This is a genomic window from Microvirga sp. jy35, assembly GCF_056148915.1.
This window is the reverse complement of the sequence record NZ_JBWBEW010000003.1, coordinates 164,494-184,535: the sequence shown is the minus strand read 5'-3', so window position 1 is coordinate 184,535 and position 20,042 is coordinate 164,494. Positions and strand designations below refer to the sequence as shown.

Here is a 20,042-nt window from a genome sequence, read left to right as displayed (position 1 = left end):
GATCGTGCGGGCCTTAGCCCCTCATCATGTTGACGTCTTCAACCGCGATGGAGCCGCGGTTGCGGAAGAAGACCACCAGAATGGCCAGCCCGATGGCCGCCTCCGCCGCCGCGACCGTGAGGATCAGCATGGCGAAGACCTGGCCGACGATGTCGTTCAGGTGGGTCGAGAAGGCCACCATGTTGATGTTTACGGCGAGCAGGATCAGCTCGATGGACATCAGGATGACGATCACGTTCTTCCGGTTGATGAAGATGCCGAACACCCCGAGGGTGAAGAGGACGGCGGCGACGGTGAGGTAGTGACCCAGTCCGATAACCATGGCGTGCCTCCTTAGATACCCTGACGGAAGGGAACCTTCCGCACCTCGACGGCGGTTTCCTGCGTCCGGGCATTCTGTTTGGAAATGTCCTGACGCCTCACGCCTACCCGCTCGCGCAGGGTGAGCACGATGGCTCCGATCATGGCCACGAGCAGGATGAGGCCGGCGGCCTGGAAGAAGTAGAAGTAGCGGGTATAGAGCACCTGGCCGATGGCCTCGGTGTTGGTCATGACGTCGGCAGACGGGATCGGCACCGCCGGCGACCGGACCAGACCGGGATCGATGGTATAGGTGCCGACCACGAGGATCAGTTCCAGCAGGAGGATCAGCCCGATGAGGCCGCCGATGGGCAGGTACTGCAGGAAACCCTGGCGGAGCGCCGCGAAGTCCACGTCGAGCATCATGACGACGAAGAGGAAGAGCACCGCGACCGCGCCCACATAGACGATCACCAGGATCATGGCCAGGAACTCGGCTCCCATGAGCAGGAACAGGCCCGCCGCATTCACGAAAGCCAGGATGAGGAACAGCACCGACTGCACGGGATTGCGCGAGGCAATCACCATGAAGCCGGAGGCGATCGTGATCGTCGCGAACAGGTAGAAGAAGGCGGCGGTAACCGTCATGCTCAGTTCAAGCCGCCAAAGAGCGGCCCCTTCCGACGTGGCCCCGGATAACCCGGCGGCCTGTCTATAGATTCCGAATCCGACGGGGACAACCCGCCGGAGCTGCTTGCCCCCTGCCCTCATTCGGCACGGGACGCCCTTAGCGGTAGGGAGCGTTCTTCGCGAGGTTCTTCGCGATCTCGCGCTCCCAGCGCTCCCCGTTCTCGAGAAGCTTGGCCTTGTCGTAGTAGAGCTCCTCGCGGGTCTCCACGGAGAACTCGAAGTTCGGCCCCTCTACGATAGCGTCCACCGGGCAGGCTTCCTGGCACATCCCGCAATAGATGCACTTCACCATGTCGATGTCGTAGCGGGTCGTGCGACGGGTGCCGTCGTTGCGGCGCGGGCCAGCCTCGATAGTGATGGCCTGGGCCGGGCAGATGGCCTCGCAGAGCTTGCAGGCGATGCAGCGCTCTTCCCCGTTGGGATAGCGCCGCAGGGCGTGCTCGCCGCGGAAGCGGGGCCCACGGTGACCCATCTCGAACGGGTAGTTGAGGGTCGCCTTCGGCTTGAAGAAGTACTTCACCGTCAGGATGAAGCCTGAGATGAACTCCTTCAGCAGGAGGGATTGGGCGATGCGGTCGAGCTGCATGGCCGATCTCCGTTAGCGGACGCCCGGCGCATTGCCGGTCGCCATCAGGACTGTCGCCACGATCACGACCATCGCGAGCGACAGCGGCAGGAACACCTTCCAGCCGAGGCGCATGAGCTGATCATAGCGATAGCGGGGCACCAGGGCTTTCACCATGGCGATGAGGATGAAGAGGAAGCTCGCCTTGAGAACGAACCAGATCACGCCCGGCACCCAGGTGAAAGGTGCGAACGGGATCGGAGAGAGCCAGCCGCCGAGGAAGAGGATCGTCCCGAGAGCGCACATGGTCATGATGGCCACGTACTCGCCGAGCATGAAGAGCAGGTAGGGCGTGGAGGAATACTCCACCATATAACCGGCCACAAGCTCGGACTCGGCCTCCGGCAGGTCGAACGGCGGACGGTTGGTCTCTGCCATGGCGGAGATGAAGAACACCACGAACATCGGGAAAAGCGGCAGCCAGTACCAGCCCAGGATGCCGAGGCTGCTGTTCTGAGCCTCCACGATGGCCGACAGGTTCAGGGTGCCGGCGCACATGAGCACCGTCACGATCACGAAGCCGATCGACACCTCGTAGGACACCATCTGGGCGGCTGAACGGAGGGCGCCGAGGAACGGGTACTTCGAGTTCGAGGCCCAGCCGCCCATGATGACGCCGTATACGCCGAGGGACGAGATCGCGAAGATGTAGAGGATGCCCACATTGATGTCGGCAATGGCCCAGCCGGCATTGAGCGGAATGACCGCCCAGGCCGCGAGCGACAGGGTGCACATCAGGAGCGGCGCCAGCAGAAACATGCCCTTGTTGGCAGGCGCCGGGATGATCGGCTCCTTCAGCACGAACTTGAGAAGGTCGGCAAAGGACTGGAGCAGACCCCAGGGACCGACCACGTTCGGGCCGCGCCGCAGCTGAACCGCCGCCCACACCTTGCGGTCGGCATAGAGCGCGTAGGCGATGAAGATGAGAAGTGCGACCAGCATGAGCAGGCTCTTGCCCAGCATGATCGCGACGGCGAGGAGGATGTCCCCAAATTCCATGATCCGTTCCTCTTACTCAGCCGCCTCGAGCTTCAGCTCACGGGCGAGCGCAGAGCACTCGGCCATGACGCCGGAGGCGCGGGCAATGGGGTTCGTCAGATAGAAGTCCTTCACCGGGCTCACGAAAGGCTCGCGTCCCAGGGTGCCGCCGACATTGGCGAGCGCCTGGATCGCGGCGAAACCGTCCGCCGGCTGAACCGTCTCGACCGCTGCGAAATGCGGATAGGCCGCATAAAGCTTTGCCCGCAGGGCGTTCAGCGAGTCGAACGGCAGGCGGTGGCCCAGCACGTCGGAGAGCGCCCGCAGGATCGCCCAGTCCTCGCGCGCCTCGCCCGGCGCGAAGGCGGCGCGGTTGGCGAGCTGCACACGGCCTTCCGTATTCACATAGGTACCGGACTTCTCGGTATAGGTCGCAGCCGGCAGGATCACGTCGGCCCGGTGGGCGCCACGATCACCGTGGGTGCCCTGGTAGATCACGAAGGTACCGGGAGCGATGTCGATCTCGTCAGCGCCGAGATTGAACAGCACGTCCACTTCGCCCTGCGCCATGGTCTGGGCGTTCAGACCCCACTCGCCCGGCACGAGGCCAAGGTCGAGGGCGCCGACGCGGGACGCAGCGGTGTGCAGAACCGAGAAGCCGTTCCAGCCGTCCTTCACCGCGCCGACGTCACGGGCGAGCTGAGCCACGGCGGAGAGAACCGCCAGACCATCCGGACGGGAAAGAGCCCCCTGCCCCACGATCACCAGCGGACGCTCGGCGCCGCGGAGCTTCTCGATGAAGCTGTGACGACCACCGGCAAGCTCGGAGAGTGTCTCGGGGCCAGCCCCCAGATACTCGTAAGGGTATGTGAGGTCCGCATGCTCGCCGATGAGAGCGATCGGCGGAGGAGCCGCACGCCAGCGCTTGCGGATGCGAACATTCACCAGAGAGGCCTCGATGCGTGGGTTTGAACCCACGATCAGGATCGCGTCCGCATCCTCGATGCCGGTGATGGTGGTGTTGAACAGGTAGGATCCGCGGCCATAGACCGGAGTCAGCACGCTGCCGTCCTGACGGGCGTCGACGTTGGTGACGCCGAGGCTCTCCATGAGGAGCTTCAGGGCGTACATCTCCTCTACCGCGGCGAGATCGCCCACGATGGCGCCGATGCGCTTGGGGTCCGTGCCCTTCACGCGGCTTGCGATTGTGGCGAAGGCCTCCTGCCAGGAGGCCGGACGCAGGCGGCCGCTCTCCCGCACGAAGGGGCGGTCGAGGCGCTGGAGGCGCAGGCCGTCCACGATCTGGCGGGTCTTGTCGGTGATCCACTCCTCGTTCACCGCCTCATTCACGCGCGGCAGGATGCGCATGACCTCACGGCCGCGGGAATCGACGCGGATCGAGGAGCCGACCGCATCCATCACGTCGACCGAGTCGGTCTTGGTGAGCTCCCAGGGACGGTAGTGGTAGGCTTCGGGCTTGTGGGTCAGAGCGCCCACGGGGCAGAGATCCGCCACGTTGGCCTGCAGCTCGGAGCCGAGGGCTTTCTCGAGATAGCTCGTGATCTCCATGTCCTCGCCGCGCCACAGGGCGCCGAGATCGGACACGCCGGCCACTTCCGCCGAGAAGCGGATGCAGCGGGTGCAGTGAATGCACCGGTTCATGGAGGTGCGCACGAGCGGGCCGAGATACTTGTCGGTCACCGCGCGCTTGTTCTCGTGGAAGCGGCTGCTGTCGACCCCGTAGGCCATGGCCTGGTCCTGCAGGTCGCACTGTCCGCCCTGGTCGCAGATCGGGCAGTCGAGCGGATGGTTGATGAGGAGGAACTCCATCACCCCTTCCCGCGCCTTCTTCACCGTAGGCGACTTGGTGGAGACCTCCGGCGGCTCGCCGTTCGGACCTGGACGGCAGTCGCGCACGCCCCAGGCGCAGGAGGCGACCGGCTTGGGCGCGCCCTTCACCTCGACAAGGCACATGCGGCAATTGCCGGCGATCGAGAGCCGCTCGTGGTAGCAGAAGCGCGGAATTTCCGCCCCGGCTGCCTCGGCGGCCTGGAGCAGGGTGTATTCCGCAGGAACGTCGACTTCGACGCCATCAACGATGATTTTGGTCATCTTCAATCTCACTCCGCCGCGATCATGACGGATTCGGAATGCGGGTTCGCCGCGTAGTCGTCGATCCGCTTCTCGATCTCGTGACGGAAGTGGCGGATCAGACCCTGAACCGGCCATGCCGCTGCGTCGCCGAGCGCGCAGATGGTGTGGCCTTCGATCTGGGTCGAGACTTCGAGGAGCATGTCGATCTCGCGCTTCTGGGCGCGGCCCTCGGCCATGCGGTTGAGCACGCGCCACATCCAACCCGTACCTTCACGGCATGGGGTGCACTGGCCGCAGCTCTCATGCTTGTAGAAATACGCGAGACGGGCGATGGCACGCACGATGTCGGTGGACTTGTCCATGACGATCACGGCGGCGGTGCCGAGACCGGACTTCAGGTTCCGCAGCGTATCGAAATCCATGTAGGCGTCGGCGATCTGCTCGGCCGGAACGATCGGCACGGAGGATCCGCCTGGAATGACACCGAGCAGGTTGTCCCAGCCGCCGCGGATGCCGCCGCAGTGCCGGTCGATCAGTTCGCGGAAGGTGAGGCCCATGGCCTCTTCCACGTTGCAGGGCTTGTTCACGTGGCCCGACACGCAGAAGAGCTTGGTGCCCACATTATTCGGGCGACCAATGCCGGAGAACCAGGAGGCGCCTCGGCGCAGGATCGTGCCCGCCACGGCGATGGACTCGACGTTGTTGACCGTGGTGGGGCAGCCGTAGAGGCCCATATTGGCCGGGAACGGCGGCTTCAGGCGCGGCATGCCCTTCTTGCCCTCCATGCTCTCGATGAGCGCCGTCTCCTCGCCGCAGATGTAAGCGCCTGCGCCGTGGTGGACATAGAGGTCGAAGGGGTAGCCGTGGATGTTGTCCTTGCCGATGAGCTTGGCCTCGTAGGCCTCATCCACCGCCCGCTGGAGCGCGAAACGCTCGGCTACGTACTCGCCGCGGATGTAGATGTAGGCGGCATGCGCCCCCATGGCGAAGGACGCGAGGAGGCAGCCCTCGACGAGAAGGTGCGGGTCGTTCCGCATGATCTCGCGATCCTTGCAGGTGCCCGGCTCCGACTCGTCGGCGTTCACAACCAGGTAATGCGGACGGCCGTCCGACTGCTTGGGCATGAAGGACCATTTCAGGCCCGTGGGGAAGCCTGCGCCGCCGCGGCCGCGCAGGCCCGACGCCTTCATCTCGTTGACAATCCAGTCGCGGCCCTGCTCCAGGAGGAACTTGGTTCCGTCCCAGGCGCCGCGCATCTTCGCGGCCTTGAGATCCGGCGAGTGGAAGCCGTAGAGATTGGTGAAGATACGATCTTTGTCCTGAAGCATTCCCGATTACTCCATCAGGACGTCATGTTGTCTTTGTCGACGGTCACGCCCGGCTTGCTCTCGCTGCCGTCGCGGCGTGTCTCGGCTTGGGCGGGCGGCGTACCGGCTTCCGGCGTCGTCGGGCTGTTGGGCACAGCCTCGCCGTCCTTCGTCGGGGAGGCCACGTAGGACTTGCTGCTCTGCGGGGCAGGCCGTGCGCCCTCTTCCGTATGAGACTTGCCCTTGGTCGCCGTCGACGGATCGGCCGCTTCCTTGCGGTCGACCGGATTGATCGGCGTCTCGCCTTCCTTAGCCCTCTCGGCAGGGGTATCCGCGACAGGGCTTTCGATGGCGCGGCCCGCAGTCGGCTTGGCGGCTTTGACCTGCTCCGGGACGCTCGCCAAGGCAGCGGCGGCTTCACCGGTCTCGGCAGCTTTCGCCTGCTCATCGAAGCGCTTGCGCCAGGCCCCGACGAGAGAGCCATCATACAGAGTCGGGTCCTGCAGGGTGTTCACGGCCTCGAAAGGCTCCGAGCGGTTCCGGCCAATCTGCGAGCCCTTCCGCACCGGGCGACCGGCCTCGAGATCGTCGAGAAGCTTCTCGAAGTTCTCGACCGTCAGATCCTCGTAATAATCGTCGTTGATCTGCACCATTGGTGCGTTGGAGCAGGCGCCCAGGCACTCGACCTCAAGCCAGGAGAAGGTGCCATCGGATGGGATGTGATTTGCATCCCCAATGCGGCGCTCAAGAACCTTCTTGATATCAGCGGCCCCGCGTAGCATGCAGGGCGTCGTGCCGCAGAACTGGATGAAATACTTTCCAACAGGTTCCAGATTGAACATCGTATAGAAGGTTGCCACCTCCATCACCCGGATGACCGGCATGTCGAGCCTGGCCGCAACAGCCTCGATGGCCTTGCGCGGCAACCAGCCGCCCGCCTGCTCCTGGGCCTTCCCGAGCACGGCGATGATGGCCGAGGCCTGACGGCCAGGCGGATACTTGGCGATCTGCTGATCTACGAAAGCCTCGTTCTCGGGAGAGAACACAAAGCTTTCCGGCTGCAATTCATCAGGCGCGAGCTTACGAACGGCCATACACTCTTCTCCTCATCGTCATGACCGGGTAAAAACCCGGCCACACGACTTGAACCAATTCAGCACGCTTCAAAGGGCGTGGCTTTCTACTCCGGCTGCGGAGCAGGTATTCCTCAGCGGTCGACCTCGCCAAATACGATGTCCAGGGATCCCAGAACACCCGCGACGTCGGCCAGCATGTGCCCGCGGCACATGAAATCCATGCCCTGGAGATGGGCGAAGCCCGGTGCTCGGATCCTGCAGCGATAGGCCTTGTTGGTGCCGTCCGATACGAGATAGACGCCAAACTCGCCCTTCGGAGCCTCCACCGGGACATAAACCTCGCCCGCAGGGACGTGGAAGCCTTCCGTATAGAGCTTGAAGTGATGGATCAGCGCCTCCATGGAGCGCTTCATGTCCTTGCGCGAAGGCGGCGCGACCTTACCGTCGAGGGTCGTCACGGGCCCCTGCCCGTCCGGCGCCCGGAGCTTATCCAGGCACTGGCGCATGATGCGCACGCTCTGGCGCATCTCTTCCATCCGGATGACCTGACGGTCGTAGTTGTCACCGTTCTTGCCCACGGGGATGTCGAATTCCATCTCCTCGTAGCACTCGTAAGGCTGGGACTTGCGCAGGTCCCATGCGACGCCGCAGCTGCGGACGATCGGGCCCGAGAAGCCCCACTTCCAGCAGTCCTCCAGCGTGATGGTCCCAATGTCGACGTTGCGCTGCTTGAAGATGCGGTTGCCGATGACCAGGGTGTCGAGATCGTCGAGAACCTGAAGGAACGGGTCGCAGAAAGCCTCGATATCGTCGATCAGCTCCGGCTGGATGTCCATGTTCACGCCGCCGGGGCGGAAATAATTGGCATGCATCCGCGAGCCGGAGATGCGCTCATAGAAGATCATCAGCTTCTCGCGCTCCTCGAAGCCCCAGAGGGGTGGCGTGAGCGCGCCGACGTCCATGGCCTGCGTGGTCACGTTGAGGAGGTGAGAAAGAAGCCGGCTGATTTCAGAGAACAGGACGCGGATCAGCTGGGCGCGCCGGGGCACCTGAATGCCGAGGAGCTTCTCGATGGAAAGGCAGAAGGCGTGCTCCTGGTTCATGGGAGCGACGTAGTCGAGCCGGTCGAAATAAGGATTGGCCTGAACGTAGGTCTTGTACTCGATCAGCTTCTCAGTGCCGCGATGGAGGAGGCCGATATGCGGGTCGACACGCTCGACCACCTCGCCGTCCAGCTCCAGCACGAGGCGCAAAACGCCGTGTGCCGCCGGGTGCTGCGGGCCAAAATTGATGGTGAAGTTGCGGATGTTATGCTCGCCCATGGGTCGCCCTTTCCGCTCCGTTAAGCCTTGGCCTTCTCGTCGCCCGGCAGCACGTAATCCGTGCCTTCCCAGGGCGAGAGGAAGTCGAAGTTGCGGAATTCCTGGCTGAGCTTGACGGGCTCGTAGACCACGCGGCCCTGCCCGTCGTCGTAGCGAACCTCGACATAGCCGGTCATCGGGAAGTCCTTGCGCAGGGGATGCCCCTCGAAGCCGTAATCGGTGAGGATGCGGCGCAGATCCGGGTGTCCCGAGAACAGGATTCCGTAGAGATCGTAAGCCTCGCGCTCGTACCAGTTTGCCGCCGGGAACAGGCCCACGAGCGAGGGAACCGGCGTTGCCTCATCGGTCATGACCTTTACCCGGATACGGCGGTTATGGTGTGGTGCCAGGAAGTGGTACACCACATCGAAGCGCTCTTCGCGCGCCGGGTAATCCGCGCCGCAGATATCGATGAAGCAGACGAACCGGCACTGCGGGTCGTCCCGCAGGAAGGTCGCCACCCCCACGATATCCTCACGACGGGCGACGATGGTCAGCTCGTCATAGGCAATGGCCCGATCCACGACAGCCGCGCCGAGGGACGAGGCGATGTGATCGCTCAGGGCTTGGAGCTCAGCACTCATGCAATGACCTTTGCTCAGCGCTCGATGGTACCGGTGCGGCGGATCTTCTTCTGAAGAAGCAGAACGCCGTAGAGGAGTGCCTCAGCCGTGGGCGGGCAGCCCGGCACGTAGATGTCGACCGGCACGATGCGGTCGCAGCCACGAACCACGGAGTAGGAGTAATGATAGTAGCCTCCGCCATTGGCGCAGGAGCCCATGGAGATGACGTAACGCGGCTCCGGCATCTGGTCATAGACCTTGCGAAGCGCGGGAGCCATCTTGTTGGTGAGCGTTCCGGCCACGATCATCACGTCGGACTGGCGTGGCGAAGCGCGCGGCGCGAAACCGAAGCGCTCAGCATCGTACCGAGGCATGGACATCTGCATCATCTCGACGGCGCAGCAGGCCAGGCCGAAGGTCATCCACATGAGCGAACCGGTGCGCGCCCAGGTGATCAGATCCTCGGTCGAGGTGACGAGGAAGCCCTTGTCGGACAATTCCTCGTTGATGGAGACGAAGTACGGGTCCGTCGAACCGGCAGGCTTGCCGGTGTTCGGGTCGATGATGCCGCGGGGGGCAGGAGCGACCAGGGTCGACTGATTGTCTGAGATCAATCCCATTCGAGGGCACCCTTCTTCCACTCGTAGATGAAGCCGACCGTCAGGACTCCAAGGAAGATCATCATGGAGATGAAGCCGAACCAGCCTAGATTCCCGAACGTAATGGCCCAGGGGAACAGGAACGCCACTTCGAGGTCGAAAATGATGAAGAGAATGGCCACGAGATAGAACCGCACGTCGAACTTCATCCGGGCGTCATCGAACGCGTTGAAGCCGCACTCGTAGGCGGACAGCTTCTCCTGGTCCGGACGGCTGTAGGCGACGATGAACGGCGCCACGAGCAGCGCCACCCCGATCAGGAGCGAGACGCCGATAAAGATGACAAGAGGCAGGTAGTCGGCGAGGAGATTCGTCATACGACACCTAGAAGGACAGGAATCCGGCCCTGGCCGGCAGTCTGCAACGCATTTAAGCCTCAGAAAGGCCCAAAACACCCCCCTGCGACATCACGCTGATTGCGCCGGAGCCTTAGCCGAGATCCCCTTCCGTGACAAGTGTTTGCACTGCCGCAAAAAGAACCATTCCAAACTAGGATGCAGCCCCCGGCCGTCCGGCGCCAGCCCATCAGCTGGCTCCGAGCCTCAGGCAGGCACACGAACCCTGAGGGTCCGTATCGGATCGATTTTAGGAGGAAGAGTGGCGCGGGCGACGGGGCTCGAACCCGCGACCTCCGGCGTGACAGGCCGGCACTCTAACCGACTGAGCTACGCCCGCGCAATCGACCGCCGAAGCGGTGTGGGTGCGGTTTAAGAGCCCCCTATCCCCCTGTCAAGGGTGCAACGCACTCATTTTCCATTGCTGCATCAAAACCTCGTACGAGGAGGTGAGGTCGAAAAAGAAGCTCAGGCTGCGACCGTCCCGCCTGAATGGCTATTCCACGGCTGCAACATCTCCGTGGCTCCTCAAGGACGCGAGAACCCGATCGCATTCATAGAGCTCTTGCAGGGCTCCTTGGAGTTCCCGGAGCGCCTCCTTGGGCAGTTCGCGGCGGGTTGGCGCTGGAGGGAGATCATCCACTTCCGGCAATGAACTCTCGGCGGCCGAACCCTCCTCATCGGGATGTACCACGTCGCGGTCGGGACGAAGCTCGGCTAGGGACTGCTCTCCCCGGCCGATCCCCTGGACGAAGCGAACACCCTCCTCCTTCAGGATTCGCTGAACCCCCTTGATCGTATAACCTTCGCTATAGAGGAGGTGGCGAATTCCTTTGAGCAGGTCGACGTCGTCCGGGCGATAGTAGCGGCGCCCGCCTCCACGTTTGAGAGGCTTGATATGGTTGAAACGGGTTTCCCAGAAGCGCAGCACATGCTGGGGCATATCGAGGTCGTCGGCGACCTCGCTGATCGTGCGGAATGCGTCGGGGCTCTTGTCCATGACGCCGCTTGCCATCCGGATCAATCCTCGCCTTCGAAGGTCTCACCGTTGATGTGCGCCTTCAAGACATTCGAAGGCTTGAAAAGCATGACCCGGCGCGGATCGATCGGAACCTCGACTCCCGTCTTGGGATTGCGGCCCACGCGCTCGCCCTTGCTGCGCACGATGAACGAGCCGAAGGAGGAGAGCTTGACCGTCTCGCCGGCGGCCAGGGAATCGCAGATTTCAGCCAGCACCCGCTCCACCAGCTCCGCTGACTCCGTCCGCGACAGGCCCACCTTCTGATAAACCGCCTCGCTTAGATCCGCTCTCGTTATCGTTTTGCCAGCCATTGAGCTCCCCGGCGCACTTGAGTTCGTTAGTCTTGCGTCGTGTGATGACGCTATGCAGATGGCACCCTACGGTCAACCGCCAAGGTACGAGTGACCGATACCACCAGAGTTCAATTGCCTTGATCCTACCAGCGGATCAAGGCGCTTCCCCAGGTGAAGCCACCCCCGATCGCCTCGATCATCACGAGGTCTCCGTCCTTGATCCGGCCGTCCTTTCGGGCAGCGTCCAGAGCCAACGGTATCGAAGCGGCCGAGGTGTTGCCGTGCTTGTTGACGGTTATGACAACCTTCTCCTGCGCGATCCCCAGCTTGTCTGCGCTTGCCGTGATGATGCGCCTGTTCGCCTGGTGCGGCACGAACCAGTCCAGCTCCTCTGAACTGGTCCCCGTGGCTTTGAAGGCGTCCTGCACCACGTCCGCCACCATGCCGACGGCAAACTTGAAGACCTCGCGACCTTCCATCTTCAGGACGCCGGTGGTCTTCGTAGAGCCCGGACCGCCATCCACGTAGAGCTTGTCCCGGTAGCGCCCATCGGATCTGAGGTGAGACGTCAGAACCCCGCGATCGGCGGAGGTGCCCTCTCCCTCCTGGGCCTCGAGCACGAGGGCGCCTGCGCCGTCGCCGAAGAGCACGCAGGTGGTCCGGTCGTTCCAGTCGAGGATCCGGGAGAAGGTCTCGGCCCCCACCACAAGGGCGCGCTTGTGCGAGCCGGATTGCAGGAACTTATCGGCCGTGGCCACCGCATAGACGAAGCCCGTACACACCGCCTGCAGATCGAAGGCCGCGCCATGGGTCATGCCGAGACCGGTCTGGATCATGGTCGCGGTCGACGGAAAGGTGTAGTCGGGCGTCGAGGTCGCGCAGATCACCAGATCGATGTCATCAGCGGTCAGTCTGGCATCGGCCAAGGCGGCCTCCGCCGCCTTGATGCCGAGCACCGAGGTGGTCTCGTCGTCCTCCGCGATATGACGCTCCTCGATGCCGGTCCGCTGCACGATCCAGTCGTGCGAGGTATCCACCAGCTTCTCGAGGTCCTGGTTCGTCAGCTTGCGCCTCGGCAGATAGGAGCCGATGCCGCGTACGATGGAACGGGTGCGTTTCAAGATGCGCCTTCCTACAGCATGATCCGGACAATTGGAAACCGTTTGTCCGAAAAGTTCATGCCATTCCAAAAGCTTAAGAGCATGGACATGCTCTAAGCAGTCTGCCCGACCGGATCATGCTCCAGCATGCTCCGGATTGTGTTCATCAGTTCAAAGTGCGCCATGTCATAGGCGACGTCGATGGCGCTGGCGAAGCCGAGATCGTCGGTTCCGCCGTGGCTTTTCACCACAACCCCCTCGAGCCCCAGGAACACGCCGCCATTGACCTTGCGCGGGTCCATCTTGTCCCGAAGAGCGTTAAAAGCCTGTTTCGCGAAGAGATAGCCGATCTTGGCCATCAGGGTCCGGCTCATGGCCGAACGGAGATATTGGCCGATCTGCTTCGCGGTGCCTTCGGCGGTCTTCAGGGCAATATTGCCCGTGAACCCCTCGATTACGACCACATCGACGGTTCCCTTGCCGATGTCGTCTCCCTCGACGAAGCCGCGATAGTCGAGGTTCGGAAGGCTTGTCTCCTTGAGGATCCGGCCAGCCTCCTTGACCGCCTCAATCCCTTTGATCTCTTCGGTTCCGACATTGAGGAGCCCGACGGTCGGGCGCTCCAGATCAAAGACGATCCGGGCCATGGCAGCGCCCATGATGGCCATATCGACGAGATGTCCCGCGTCAGCCCCGATCGTCGCGCCGACATCGAGCACGATGCTCTCGCCCCGCATGGTCGGCCACATGGCGGCGATGGCCGGACGCTCGATGTGCGCCATCGTCTTCAGGCAGACCTTGGCGGTAGCCATGAGGGCACCGGTGTTACCGGCCGAGACCGTGGCATCAGCCTCCCCGTCGCGAACCGCCTGCACGGCCCGCCACATGGAGGACTTGCCCCGCCCCATCCGGATCGCCTGGCTCGGCTTCTCGTCCATGGAGATTGCCATCTCAGTGTGACGCAGCTCCGTGGCGGCCTTCAGGCGGGGGTGTGCATCCAACAGGGGGGCTATCACCGCCTCGTTGCCGAACATCAGGAAGCGCAAGTCGGGGTGACGCTCCAAGGCCAAGGCAGCGCCTGGGATAACAACGGATGGGCCATGGTCGCCCCCCATCGCATCAAGCGAAATACGCACCGGCTTCGGCATGAACGGTTGTTCTTTCTTTTAAGTCATTCAACAGGGGGCGGAAAATAGCGGTTTGCGGGGGCTCCGCAACTGAATTCTGAGCCCTGGGGAAGGTCAGCGGGAGGCGAAGAATCGTGACGCACGGAGCTTCGGCCCGCCCTCTATTTGCCTTCCCGGAGCTTGTTCAGGGCTGCAAAGGGCGAATCCTTTTCGTCGGAAGGATCCCGATAGGTGAAGTCGACACCCGGCTTTCGCGGGTAAGGGTCGAGCCCGAGGGCCAGGAACTCGGCCGTGAGAGCGCCCAGGTCGATCTGGCCATTAACGATCTCATCCGGGGGTTCATACTCATGGATGTCGGTCGGCGGCTCTGCCGGCATTCCTGAGGGCTCGGCGAAGTCCACCTCCACCTCTTCCTCGATGGCGGAGTCGAACGGCTCCAGGGTCGTGACGCAGATCTGGGTGATCGAGGCCTTGATCATCCCTGTCACGTTGATCCCCTTGGCCGAGGTCTTCAGGTGATAATCGCCGCTGAGCGACTGGATTGCCGGAAGCCCGAAGTCCTGAGCGAGCGCGGCACATTCTTCGGCGGTTGCTTCCACATGCACGTCCTGCCCCCGAGGCGGGATCTTCATGACGTCGATGAGCCGCGACAACGGGCCCACGGTTTCAGGTGTCATTAGCTTCCCTCCTTATGCGAAGGTTTCGGGCTTGGGGAAGACGGGCCCCGTTTCCAAAATCACGTCGAAAGCGACCGTCTTGAATTCCCGATCAGCCGCAAGAGCATAACGCGCGAGGGCATTAGCCGGTGCCTCGCTGCCATAGGCGTTCCGGCCGAGAGCCGATGCGAGATCCGCCTCGTCGGAAGCGCTGAGCGGCCCGTCATAGGCCTGGGCCCTCCCGTAGAAGGATTCGGCGATTTTCTTCATCCGCTTGGGAACGACCGTATCGCCTACTCCCATCTCCCTCAGGGAAGCATCCATGTCCCGGAAAAAAGCGTCGGTCAGGTCCTTGGCCACTTCATCGGCTGGCGGCGGCAATTCGCGCAGGGCCCGGAGCACCAGGATCATGTGGAGCGAGAGTGCCTCGAACCGTCCCTCGAGAGTGTCCGGCACAGCAAGTGACGCGTAGAGCCCCGGCTCACGGGATGCCGTCGCAATCCTCTTATAGAGAGTTGCGATGGTCGTGCGCCGGGGATCCTTGCGGAAGAGACTGAAGATCAAAGCCCTGCCCTTCCAAAGCTTGTCAAAATCATAGCCTCGGGTTACGCCATCACGGTCCATAGGCGCAAGCTTATCCGCGCCGCATTTCTGGAAGAACCGTACGATGCGTCGATATCATCCTCTTTTGGTGCGCCTGGCTACAGCAACCTTTCTCGCTTCGTCCGTCGCCGCCTGCACGGTGGGCGAGGAATTCCAACGCGGCTACGTGGTGGATGAGCGCGCCATTTCACAGGTAAGGAAGGGAATGAGCGCCGAGCAGGTTCTGCAGACCCTCGGAACCCCCTCGACCGTATCCACCGTCGGCAACCGGAACTGGTACTACATCAGCCAGAAGTCCCGTCGCTCCCTTCAGTTCATGGGCGAGCAGGTCGTCGATCAGCAGGTGACGGCAGTCTATTTCGACAGTGGACTCCGGGTCGAGCGCGTGGCGCTCTACGGCCTGCAGGATGGCAGGGTCTTCGACTTCATCAGCCGCACCACTCCTGCCGGCGGCGAGGAATCGAGCTTCCTCGGACAGATCTTCCGCGGCGTGGGCAGCTTCAACCCGTTCGGGACCTGAGCCGGAAATTCCGGAAACCTCGGTGGCCGGGCTTATCCCGGCCATTTTCATATCGAACGTCTCACGAAAAAACCCGCGGCTCGCGCCGCAGGTTTCTTGCATTCAGAACTGCCGCTTCTAGGAGTGGGCCAGGATGGCCAGGAGCAGCAGGGCGATGATGTTGGTGATCTTGATCGCCGGGTTCACGGCAGGGCCAGCCGTGTCCTTGTAGGGGTCGCCGACGGTGTCGCCGGTGACGGACGCCTTGTGGGCCTCCGAGCCCTTGTGGTGGGTGGTGCCGGAGGCATCCGTGAACCCATCCTCGAAGGACTTCTTGGCATTGTCCCAGGCACCGCCGCCCGAGGTCATCGAGATGGCGACGAACAGGCCCGTCACGATCACGCCCAGCAGCATGGCGCCGACGGCCGAGAACGCCTCGGACTTGCCCGCCACCCAGTAGACCACGAAGTAGGTCACGATCGGCGCCAGCACCGGCAGGAGCGACGGCACGATCATTTCCTTGATCGCCGCCCGGGTCAGCATGTCGACGGCGCGTCCGTAGTCGGGACGATCCGTTCCGGCCATGATGCCCGGCTTCTCGCGGAACTGACGGCGCACTTCCTCGACCACCGCACCGGCTGCCCGGCCCACCGCCGTCATGGCGATGCCGCCGAACAGGAAGGGGATGAGACCGCCGAACAGGAGACCGACCACCACGTAGGGATTGGTCAGAGAGAAGTTCGGCGCTACGCCCTGGAAGTAGGGATACTGCGCCGCATTCTGGGTGAAGTAGTTCAGATCCGAGGTGTAGGCCGCGAAGAGCACCAGGGCACCAAGGCCCGCGGAACCGATGGCGTAGCCCTTGGTCACCGCCTTCGTGGTGTTGCCGACCGCGTCCAGGGCATCCGTCGACTTGCGGACCTCCTTCGGCAGACCGGCCATCTCGGCGATACCGCCCGCATTGTCCGTCACAGGACCGAAGGCGTCGAGAGCCACGATCATGCCTGCAACGCCCAACATCGCCGTCACCGCAATGGCGATTCCGAACAGACCGGCCAGCTTGAAGGCAACAATGATGCCCGCAATGATGACGATGGTCGGCAGCGCGGTGGATTCGAGCGAGACCGCGAGGCCCTGGATCACGTTCGTGCCGTGGCCGGTGACCGAGGACTGGGCGATGGACCGCACGGGGCGGAACCCGACGCCGGTATAGTACTCGGTGATGACGACAATGAGAGCCGTCACGGCAAGGCCGATGATGGCGCACCAGAACAGGTCTTGGCCGGTGAACTCCGATCCCGGGATGGTTCCGAAGCCGATCATCTGCCAGGTCACGAGGCCGATGGCGACGGCGGAGAGGACGCCGGTGACGATCAGCCCCTTGTAGAGCGCGCCCATGATGGACTCGTTCTGACCGAGCTTCACGAAGAAGGTGCCGATGATCGAGGTGACGATGCAGGCGGCGCCGATGCCGAGCGGATACATCAGCATGGTGTCGAGATTCGCCTGTCCGGCAAAGAAGATCGCTGCCAGAACCATGGTAGCGACCACGGTCACCGCATAGGTTTCGAACAGGTCGGCCGCCATGCCGGCGCAGTCTCCGACATTGTCGCCCACGTTGTCGGCAATGGTGGCAGGATTACGCGGATCGTCCTCCGGAATGCCGGCTTCGACCTTGCCCACGAGATCGCCGCCCACGTCGGCGCCCTTGGTGAAGATGCCTCCGCCAAGACGGGCGAAGATGGAGATCAGCGAGGCGCCGAAGCCCAACGCCACGAGGCTGTCGATGACAACGCGGTCGGACGGGGCCAGACCGTCGACCCGGGTGAGATAGCCGTAGTAGAGCGCCACGCCAAGGAGGGCGAGACCGGCCACGAGCATTCCGGTCACGGCACCCGCCTTGAAGGCCACATCGAGGCCGCCCCCAAGGGACTGAGTGGCTGCCTGGGCTGTGCGAACGTTGGCCCGTACGGACACGTTCATGCCGATGAAGCCCGCAACGCCCGACAGGATGGCACCGATGGCAAAACCGATGGCGACGCGAATACCGAGGAAATAGGCAATCACTGCGAACAGGACGACGCCCACGATTGAAATGGTGAGGTATTGCCGGCGGAGGTAAGCCTTTGCGCCCTCGGCAATCGCCCCGGCGATTTCCTGCATGCGCTGAGAACCGGCGTCACGCTTCATCACGTCGCTGATGGCCCAGAAGCCATACGCGATCGAAAGAAGCCCGCCCAAGATAATTAGGGTGAGTGCCATCATGCCATCCTTGTTATGGGAAAGCAGAAAGCCGCTCCTCAAGGCTCGTTTTCTGGCCTTGAGCGGCCCCTACCCCCAGCGAACTTCATATTTGGTGGCAAAAAACTAGGCAGTTCGCAACAATCCTGCGGAAAGAACCCACAGGAAGCCCTTTATACTTTAGCGGGTGCGCCCACCTTCGTTCTCTGCTGCCAAGCCAGAAGAGCTAGGGCAATCACGACCGGCGGGAAGACCAGCCAGTTCACGCTCTCCCACCCGCTGGCGCTCAAAAGCTTTCCTGACGAGAACGAAGCAAGCGCGACCGAACCGAAGATCAGGAAGTCGTTGGTCGCCTGAACCTTGGCGCGCTCCTCCGGACGGTAGCAATCGGTCACGAGGGCCGTGGCTCCGATGAAGCCGAAATTCCAGCCGAGGCCGAGGAGAATCAGCGTGACCCAGAAATGGGCGATGGTGATGCCGGACAGGCCGATCACGGCCGAGAGGGCGATCAGCACCAGCCCGGCCGCCGTCACGGGGCCCTTGCCGAAGCGCGCGATCAGGCCGCCGGTGAAGAAGCTCGGGCCGAACATGGCCAGGATATGCCACTGGATGCCGAGAGCGGCGGCTCCGACCGAATGGCCGCAATCGATCATCGCCAAGGGGGCGGCCGTCATCATGAAAGTCATGAGGCTGTACGACACCAGACCCGTGACTGCCGCAACGACGAAGCGAGGCTGCCGCACGATTTCGAGCAGGGGCCTGCCGCCGCCAGCCTTGGTGGACGCAATGCTCACCGGCGCAGGCCGCAGGAACCACACGACGATCATCGAGAGAAAGGCCAGGGTCGCCTGCCCCAGGAAGGCTCCGGCAAAGGGAGCCCCCTCGACCGCATCCCGGGTCCAGATGACGGTCTGGGGTCCGACCACGCCGGCGACAAGTCCGCCGGTCATGACCCAGGAGATTGCCTTGGGCTTGAAGATGTCCGAAGCCGCATCCGTTGCAGCAAAGCGGTAGCTCTGGTTGAAGGAGCCGTAGCTGCCGATGATCAGGGTGCCGAGGCAGAAGAGCACGAAGCTGTAGGAGGCGATGCCGAAAGCCGCCAGGCAGCCGCCAACGAGGCCGATCCCCGCGCCGACGACATAGCCGATCCGGCGTCCCGCCTTGCGCATGAGCATGGCGGCCGGGATCGTGCCGAGCGCCAAGCCGAGATTGAGCAGGCTCACGGGAAGGGTCGCCAGCTCCTTGTTAGAGGCGAGCGCCTGACCGACAAGGCCGCCGAGCGACACCACGATCGCAGGGCTCGACCCGCCCAGCGCCATAGCGACGGCAAGCACCACGGCATTGTGCTTGGCGACGGCATCGTTGTTGGCAGGCGGATGGAACGAAGTGTCAGAAATGCTGGTAGGAGCCGACATCGTAGCGTCTTTCGAGACCGTTCATCCGAAAGACCGGCCGGTCGTGCCCTGGGACGACTCGGCCGATGACGGACAGGGGGATCCCGATGCTATCGGCCTGTTGGAGAAAGCTGTCGAGGGTCTTTTCCGGAACGGTACAGAGAATCTCGTAATCGTCGCCGCCGGTGAGGGCCAAGTGGAGCAGTTCCGGCGACGCCTGAATGGCCTTGGCCGCCGCAGGCGAGAGCGGCACCTGATCCGCTTCGACGATGGCCGAGACGCCGCTGGCCTTCATCATCTTGGCGAGATCGCCCGCAAGCCCGTCCGAGACGTCCATGGCGGCACTGGCGTGGTTGCGCAGGGCACCCGCCAACGGGTGTCTTGGCTGGGGGTGGAGGTAGCGGTCGGCGAGATGCGCCTTCTCGTCCGGCGCGAGGCCATCGCTCCAGGCTGGGGTGAAGCGGAGCTTGAGTCCCAAGGCCGCGTCACCGATGGTGCCCGTGACGCAGATGAGATCGCCAGCCTGCGCCGTTGTGCGCAGGACCATCCGGCCCGTCGGAACCTGCCCGACCGCCGTGACGGAGAGGGTCAGCGGCCCCCTCGCCTTAACGGTATCGCCTCCGAGGAGCGGGCAGGCGAAATCGCGGGAGGCTTCTCCGAGACCGGCGGCGAAGTCGGCGAGCCAGCTCTCCGTCCAGCCGTCAGGCAGGGCGAGGCTGAGGAGGAAGCCAGCCGGTTCCGCCCCTTTCGCGGCGAGGTCCGAGACGTTGACGCCAAGCGCCTTGCGGGCGATGGAGCCGGGGGCGTCCTCGGGCAGGAAATGGACGCGCTCGACAAGGGCATCCGTGGTGAGGACGAGGTCATGGCCGGGCTTGGGCGTCAGGCGGGCAGCATCGTCCTTGAGGCCTAAGGCGCCATCTCCGGCGATGGGAGCGAAGAATCGCGCGATGAGGCTGTCTTCCGAAGGTCGTTGAACACTCATAATTAGACCCGGCTCCTTCCCTCCCCCTTGTGGGGAGGGATCAAGGGTGGGGGTGTTGGCGCCTGACCTTCATAGGCACTCGCTCACACCCCCACCTCCAACTCCTCCCCACAAGGGGGAGGAGGGCCTTCATCACGA

21 protein-coding genes and 1 tRNA gene are annotated in these 20,042 nt (G+C 63.3%); 1 reads left to right on the top strand and 21 read right to left on the bottom strand.

Features of this window, described 5'->3' with window-relative positions:
• Window positions 1-13 precede the first annotated feature (13 nt).
• The 18 genes from nuoK to AC0QTX_RS04105 form a co-directional block, all read right to left on the bottom strand.
• Window positions 14-322: an NADH-quinone oxidoreductase subunit NuoK gene (gene nuoK, locus AC0QTX_RS04190; protein ID WP_036353841.1), complete on the bottom strand. Its 309-nt coding sequence runs from the start codon at window positions 320-322 to the stop codon at window positions 14-16.
• Window positions 323-333: 11 nt separating this feature from the next.
• Window positions 334-948 (bottom strand): NADH-quinone oxidoreductase subunit J, encoded by a 615-nt coding sequence (locus AC0QTX_RS04185; RefSeq protein WP_329796393.1) that lies wholly within the window; start codon window positions 946-948, stop codon window positions 334-336.
• Window positions 949-1,087: 139 nt separating this feature from the next.
• Window positions 1,088-1,576 (bottom strand): NADH-quinone oxidoreductase subunit NuoI, encoded by a 489-nt coding sequence (nuoI, locus tag AC0QTX_RS04180; protein WP_474602564.1) that lies wholly within the window; start codon window positions 1,574-1,576, stop codon window positions 1,088-1,090.
• Between the two features lie 12 nt (window positions 1,577-1,588).
• A complete protein-coding gene (gene nuoH / locus AC0QTX_RS04175; protein ID WP_474602563.1) occupies window positions 1,589-2,614 on the bottom strand; it encodes an NADH-quinone oxidoreductase subunit NuoH in 1,026 nt (341 codons plus the stop codon).
• Between the two features lie 12 nt (window positions 2,615-2,626).
• Entirely contained in the window at window positions 2,627-4,705 is a 2,079-nt protein-coding gene (gene nuoG / locus AC0QTX_RS04170; RefSeq protein ID WP_474602562.1) for an NADH-quinone oxidoreductase subunit NuoG, read from the bottom strand.
• Between the two features lie 8 nt (window positions 4,706-4,713).
• Window positions 4,714-6,015, bottom strand: coding sequence for an NADH-quinone oxidoreductase subunit NuoF (nuoF, locus tag AC0QTX_RS04165; protein ID WP_474602561.1), 1,302 nt, complete (start codon window positions 6,013-6,015; stop codon window positions 4,714-4,716).
• 14 nt (window positions 6,016-6,029) lie between these two features.
• On the bottom strand, window positions 6,030-7,088 hold the full coding sequence (nuoE, locus tag AC0QTX_RS04160) for an NADH-quinone oxidoreductase subunit NuoE (RefSeq protein ID WP_474602560.1): 1,059 nt from the start codon (window positions 7,086-7,088) through the stop codon (window positions 6,030-6,032).
• 113 nt (window positions 7,089-7,201) lie between these two features.
• Window positions 7,202-8,392 (bottom strand): NADH-quinone oxidoreductase subunit D, encoded by a 1,191-nt coding sequence (locus tag AC0QTX_RS04155; protein ID WP_474602559.1) that lies wholly within the window; start codon window positions 8,390-8,392, stop codon window positions 7,202-7,204.
• A gap of 20 nt (window positions 8,393-8,412) precedes the next feature.
• Window positions 8,413-9,015: an NADH-quinone oxidoreductase subunit C gene (locus AC0QTX_RS04150; protein WP_474602558.1), complete on the bottom strand. Its 603-nt coding sequence runs from the start codon at window positions 9,013-9,015 to the stop codon at window positions 8,413-8,415.
• 14 nt (window positions 9,016-9,029) lie between these two features.
• Window positions 9,030-9,614: a NuoB/complex I 20 kDa subunit family protein gene (locus tag AC0QTX_RS04145; RefSeq protein WP_474602557.1), complete on the bottom strand. Its 585-nt coding sequence runs from the start codon at window positions 9,612-9,614 to the stop codon at window positions 9,030-9,032.
• Window positions 9,605-9,970 (bottom strand): NADH-quinone oxidoreductase subunit A, encoded by a 366-nt coding sequence (locus tag AC0QTX_RS04140; protein ID WP_199049922.1) that lies wholly within the window; start codon window positions 9,968-9,970, stop codon window positions 9,605-9,607. Before AC0QTX_RS04140 ends, AC0QTX_RS04145 begins: the two co-directional genes overlap by 10 nt.
• A 281-nt stretch (window positions 9,971-10,251) precedes the next feature.
• Window positions 10,252-10,328, bottom strand: a tRNA-Asp gene (locus AC0QTX_RS04135).
• Window positions 10,329-10,484: 156 nt separating this feature from the next.
• Window positions 10,485-10,988 carry a MerR family transcriptional regulator gene (locus AC0QTX_RS04130; RefSeq protein ID WP_474602692.1) on the bottom strand — a complete coding sequence of 168 codons (504 nt, stop codon included), beginning with the start codon at window positions 10,986-10,988 and terminating at the stop codon, window positions 10,485-10,487.
• A gap of 20 nt (window positions 10,989-11,008) precedes the next feature.
• A complete protein-coding gene (locus tag AC0QTX_RS04125; RefSeq protein WP_474602556.1) occupies window positions 11,009-11,320 on the bottom strand; it encodes an integration host factor subunit alpha in 312 nt (103 codons plus the stop codon).
• Between the two features lie 125 nt (window positions 11,321-11,445).
• The gene (locus AC0QTX_RS04120) at window positions 11,446-12,423 is read right to left on the bottom strand and encodes a beta-ketoacyl-ACP synthase III (protein WP_474602555.1); all 978 of its coding nucleotides are present in this window, start codon (window positions 12,421-12,423) and stop codon (window positions 11,446-11,448) included.
• Between the two features lie 92 nt (window positions 12,424-12,515).
• Window positions 12,516-13,550 (bottom strand): phosphate acyltransferase PlsX, encoded by a 1,035-nt coding sequence (gene plsX, locus AC0QTX_RS04115; RefSeq protein WP_474602554.1) that lies wholly within the window; start codon window positions 13,548-13,550, stop codon window positions 12,516-12,518.
• Window positions 13,551-13,690: 140 nt separating this feature from the next.
• Window positions 13,691-14,206, bottom strand: a complete 516-nt coding sequence (locus AC0QTX_RS04110) for a YceD family protein (RefSeq protein ID WP_474602553.1) — start codon at window positions 14,204-14,206, stop codon at window positions 13,691-13,693.
• Between the two features lie 12 nt (window positions 14,207-14,218).
• Window positions 14,219-14,749 (bottom strand): ubiquinol-cytochrome C chaperone family protein, encoded by a 531-nt coding sequence (locus AC0QTX_RS04105; RefSeq protein ID WP_474602552.1) that lies wholly within the window; start codon window positions 14,747-14,749, stop codon window positions 14,219-14,221.
• A gap of 103 nt (window positions 14,750-14,852) precedes the next feature.
• Between AC0QTX_RS04105 and AC0QTX_RS04100 the strand changes: the two genes are divergently transcribed.
• Window positions 14,853-15,308: an outer membrane protein assembly factor BamE gene (locus tag AC0QTX_RS04100; protein ID WP_474602551.1), complete on the top strand. Its 456-nt coding sequence runs from the start codon at window positions 14,853-14,855 to the stop codon at window positions 15,306-15,308.
• Window positions 15,309-15,425: 117 nt separating this feature from the next.
• On the opposite strand, the gene AC0QTX_RS04095 is transcribed toward AC0QTX_RS04100, so the two are convergent.
• The 3 genes from AC0QTX_RS04095 to thiL all read right to left on the bottom strand — a co-directional run bounded on the left by AC0QTX_RS04095 (window position 15,426) and on the right by thiL (window position 19,904).
• Window positions 15,426-17,552: a sodium-translocating pyrophosphatase gene (locus AC0QTX_RS04095; RefSeq protein WP_474602550.1), complete on the bottom strand. Its 2,127-nt coding sequence runs from the start codon at window positions 17,550-17,552 to the stop codon at window positions 15,426-15,428.
• A gap of 149 nt (window positions 17,553-17,701) precedes the next feature.
• Window positions 17,702-18,943: an MFS transporter gene (locus tag AC0QTX_RS04090; RefSeq protein WP_474602549.1), complete on the bottom strand. Its 1,242-nt coding sequence runs from the start codon at window positions 18,941-18,943 to the stop codon at window positions 17,702-17,704.
• Entirely contained in the window at window positions 18,918-19,904 is a 987-nt protein-coding gene (gene thiL, locus AC0QTX_RS04085; RefSeq protein WP_474602548.1) for a thiamine-phosphate kinase, read from the bottom strand. The genes AC0QTX_RS04090 and thiL overlap by 26 nt, the downstream gene beginning before the upstream one ends.
• Window positions 19,905-20,042: the final 138 nt, after the last annotated feature.

What these genes read in the sequence shown, in the direction of transcription:
- nuoK (WP_036353841.1), bottom strand. Translation starts at nt 322, where the DNA reads ATGGTTATCGGACTGGGTCACTACCTCACCGTCGCCGCCGTCCTCTTC.
- AC0QTX_RS04185 (WP_329796393.1), bottom strand. Translation starts at nt 948, where the DNA reads ATGACGGTTACCGCCGCCTTCTTCTACCTGTTCGCGACGATCACGATC.
- nuoI (WP_474602564.1), bottom strand. Translation starts at nt 1,576, where the DNA reads ATGCAGCTCGACCGCATCGCCCAATCCCTCCTGCTGAAGGAGTTCATC.
- nuoH (WP_474602563.1), bottom strand. Translation starts at nt 2,614, where the DNA reads ATGGAATTTGGGGACATCCTCCTCGCCGTCGCGATCATGCTGGGCAAG.
- nuoG (WP_474602562.1), bottom strand. Translation starts at nt 4,705, where the DNA reads ATGACCAAAATCATCGTTGATGGCGTCGAAGTCGACGTTCCTGCGGAA.
- nuoF (WP_474602561.1), bottom strand. Translation starts at nt 6,015, where the DNA reads ATGCTTCAGGACAAAGATCGTATCTTCACCAATCTCTACGGCTTCCAC.
- nuoE (WP_474602560.1), bottom strand. Translation starts at nt 7,088, where the DNA reads ATGGCCGTTCGTAAGCTCGCGCCTGATGAATTGCAGCCGGAAAGCTTT.
- AC0QTX_RS04155 (WP_474602559.1), bottom strand. Translation starts at nt 8,392, where the DNA reads ATGGGCGAGCATAACATCCGCAACTTCACCATCAATTTTGGCCCGCAG.
- AC0QTX_RS04150 (WP_474602558.1), bottom strand. Translation starts at nt 9,015, where the DNA reads ATGAGTGCTGAGCTCCAAGCCCTGAGCGATCACATCGCCTCGTCCCTC.
- AC0QTX_RS04145 (WP_474602557.1), bottom strand. Translation starts at nt 9,614, where the DNA reads ATGGGATTGATCTCAGACAATCAGTCGACCCTGGTCGCTCCTGCCCCC.
- AC0QTX_RS04140 (WP_199049922.1), bottom strand. Translation starts at nt 9,970, where the DNA reads ATGACGAATCTCCTCGCCGACTACCTGCCTCTTGTCATCTTTATCGGC.
- AC0QTX_RS04130 (WP_474602692.1), bottom strand. Translation starts at nt 10,988, where the DNA reads ATGGACAAGAGCCCCGACGCATTCCGCACGATCAGCGAGGTCGCCGAC.
- AC0QTX_RS04125 (WP_474602556.1), bottom strand. Translation starts at nt 11,320, where the DNA reads ATGGCTGGCAAAACGATAACGAGAGCGGATCTAAGCGAGGCGGTTTAT.
- plsX (WP_474602554.1), bottom strand. Translation starts at nt 13,550, where the DNA reads ATGCCGAAGCCGGTGCGTATTTCGCTTGATGCGATGGGGGGCGACCAT.
- AC0QTX_RS04110 (WP_474602553.1), bottom strand. Translation starts at nt 14,206, where the DNA reads ATGACACCTGAAACCGTGGGCCCGTTGTCGCGGCTCATCGACGTCATG.
- AC0QTX_RS04100 (WP_474602551.1), top strand. Translation starts at nt 14,853, where the DNA reads ATGCGTCGATATCATCCTCTTTTGGTGCGCCTGGCTACAGCAACCTTT.
- AC0QTX_RS04095 (WP_474602550.1), bottom strand. Translation starts at nt 17,552, where the DNA reads ATGATGGCACTCACCCTAATTATCTTGGGCGGGCTTCTTTCGATCGCG.
- AC0QTX_RS04090 (WP_474602549.1), bottom strand. Translation starts at nt 18,943, where the DNA reads ATGTCGGCTCCTACCAGCATTTCTGACACTTCGTTCCATCCGCCTGCC.
- thiL (WP_474602548.1), bottom strand. Translation starts at nt 19,904, where the DNA reads ATGAGTGTTCAACGACCTTCGGAAGACAGCCTCATCGCGCGATTCTTC.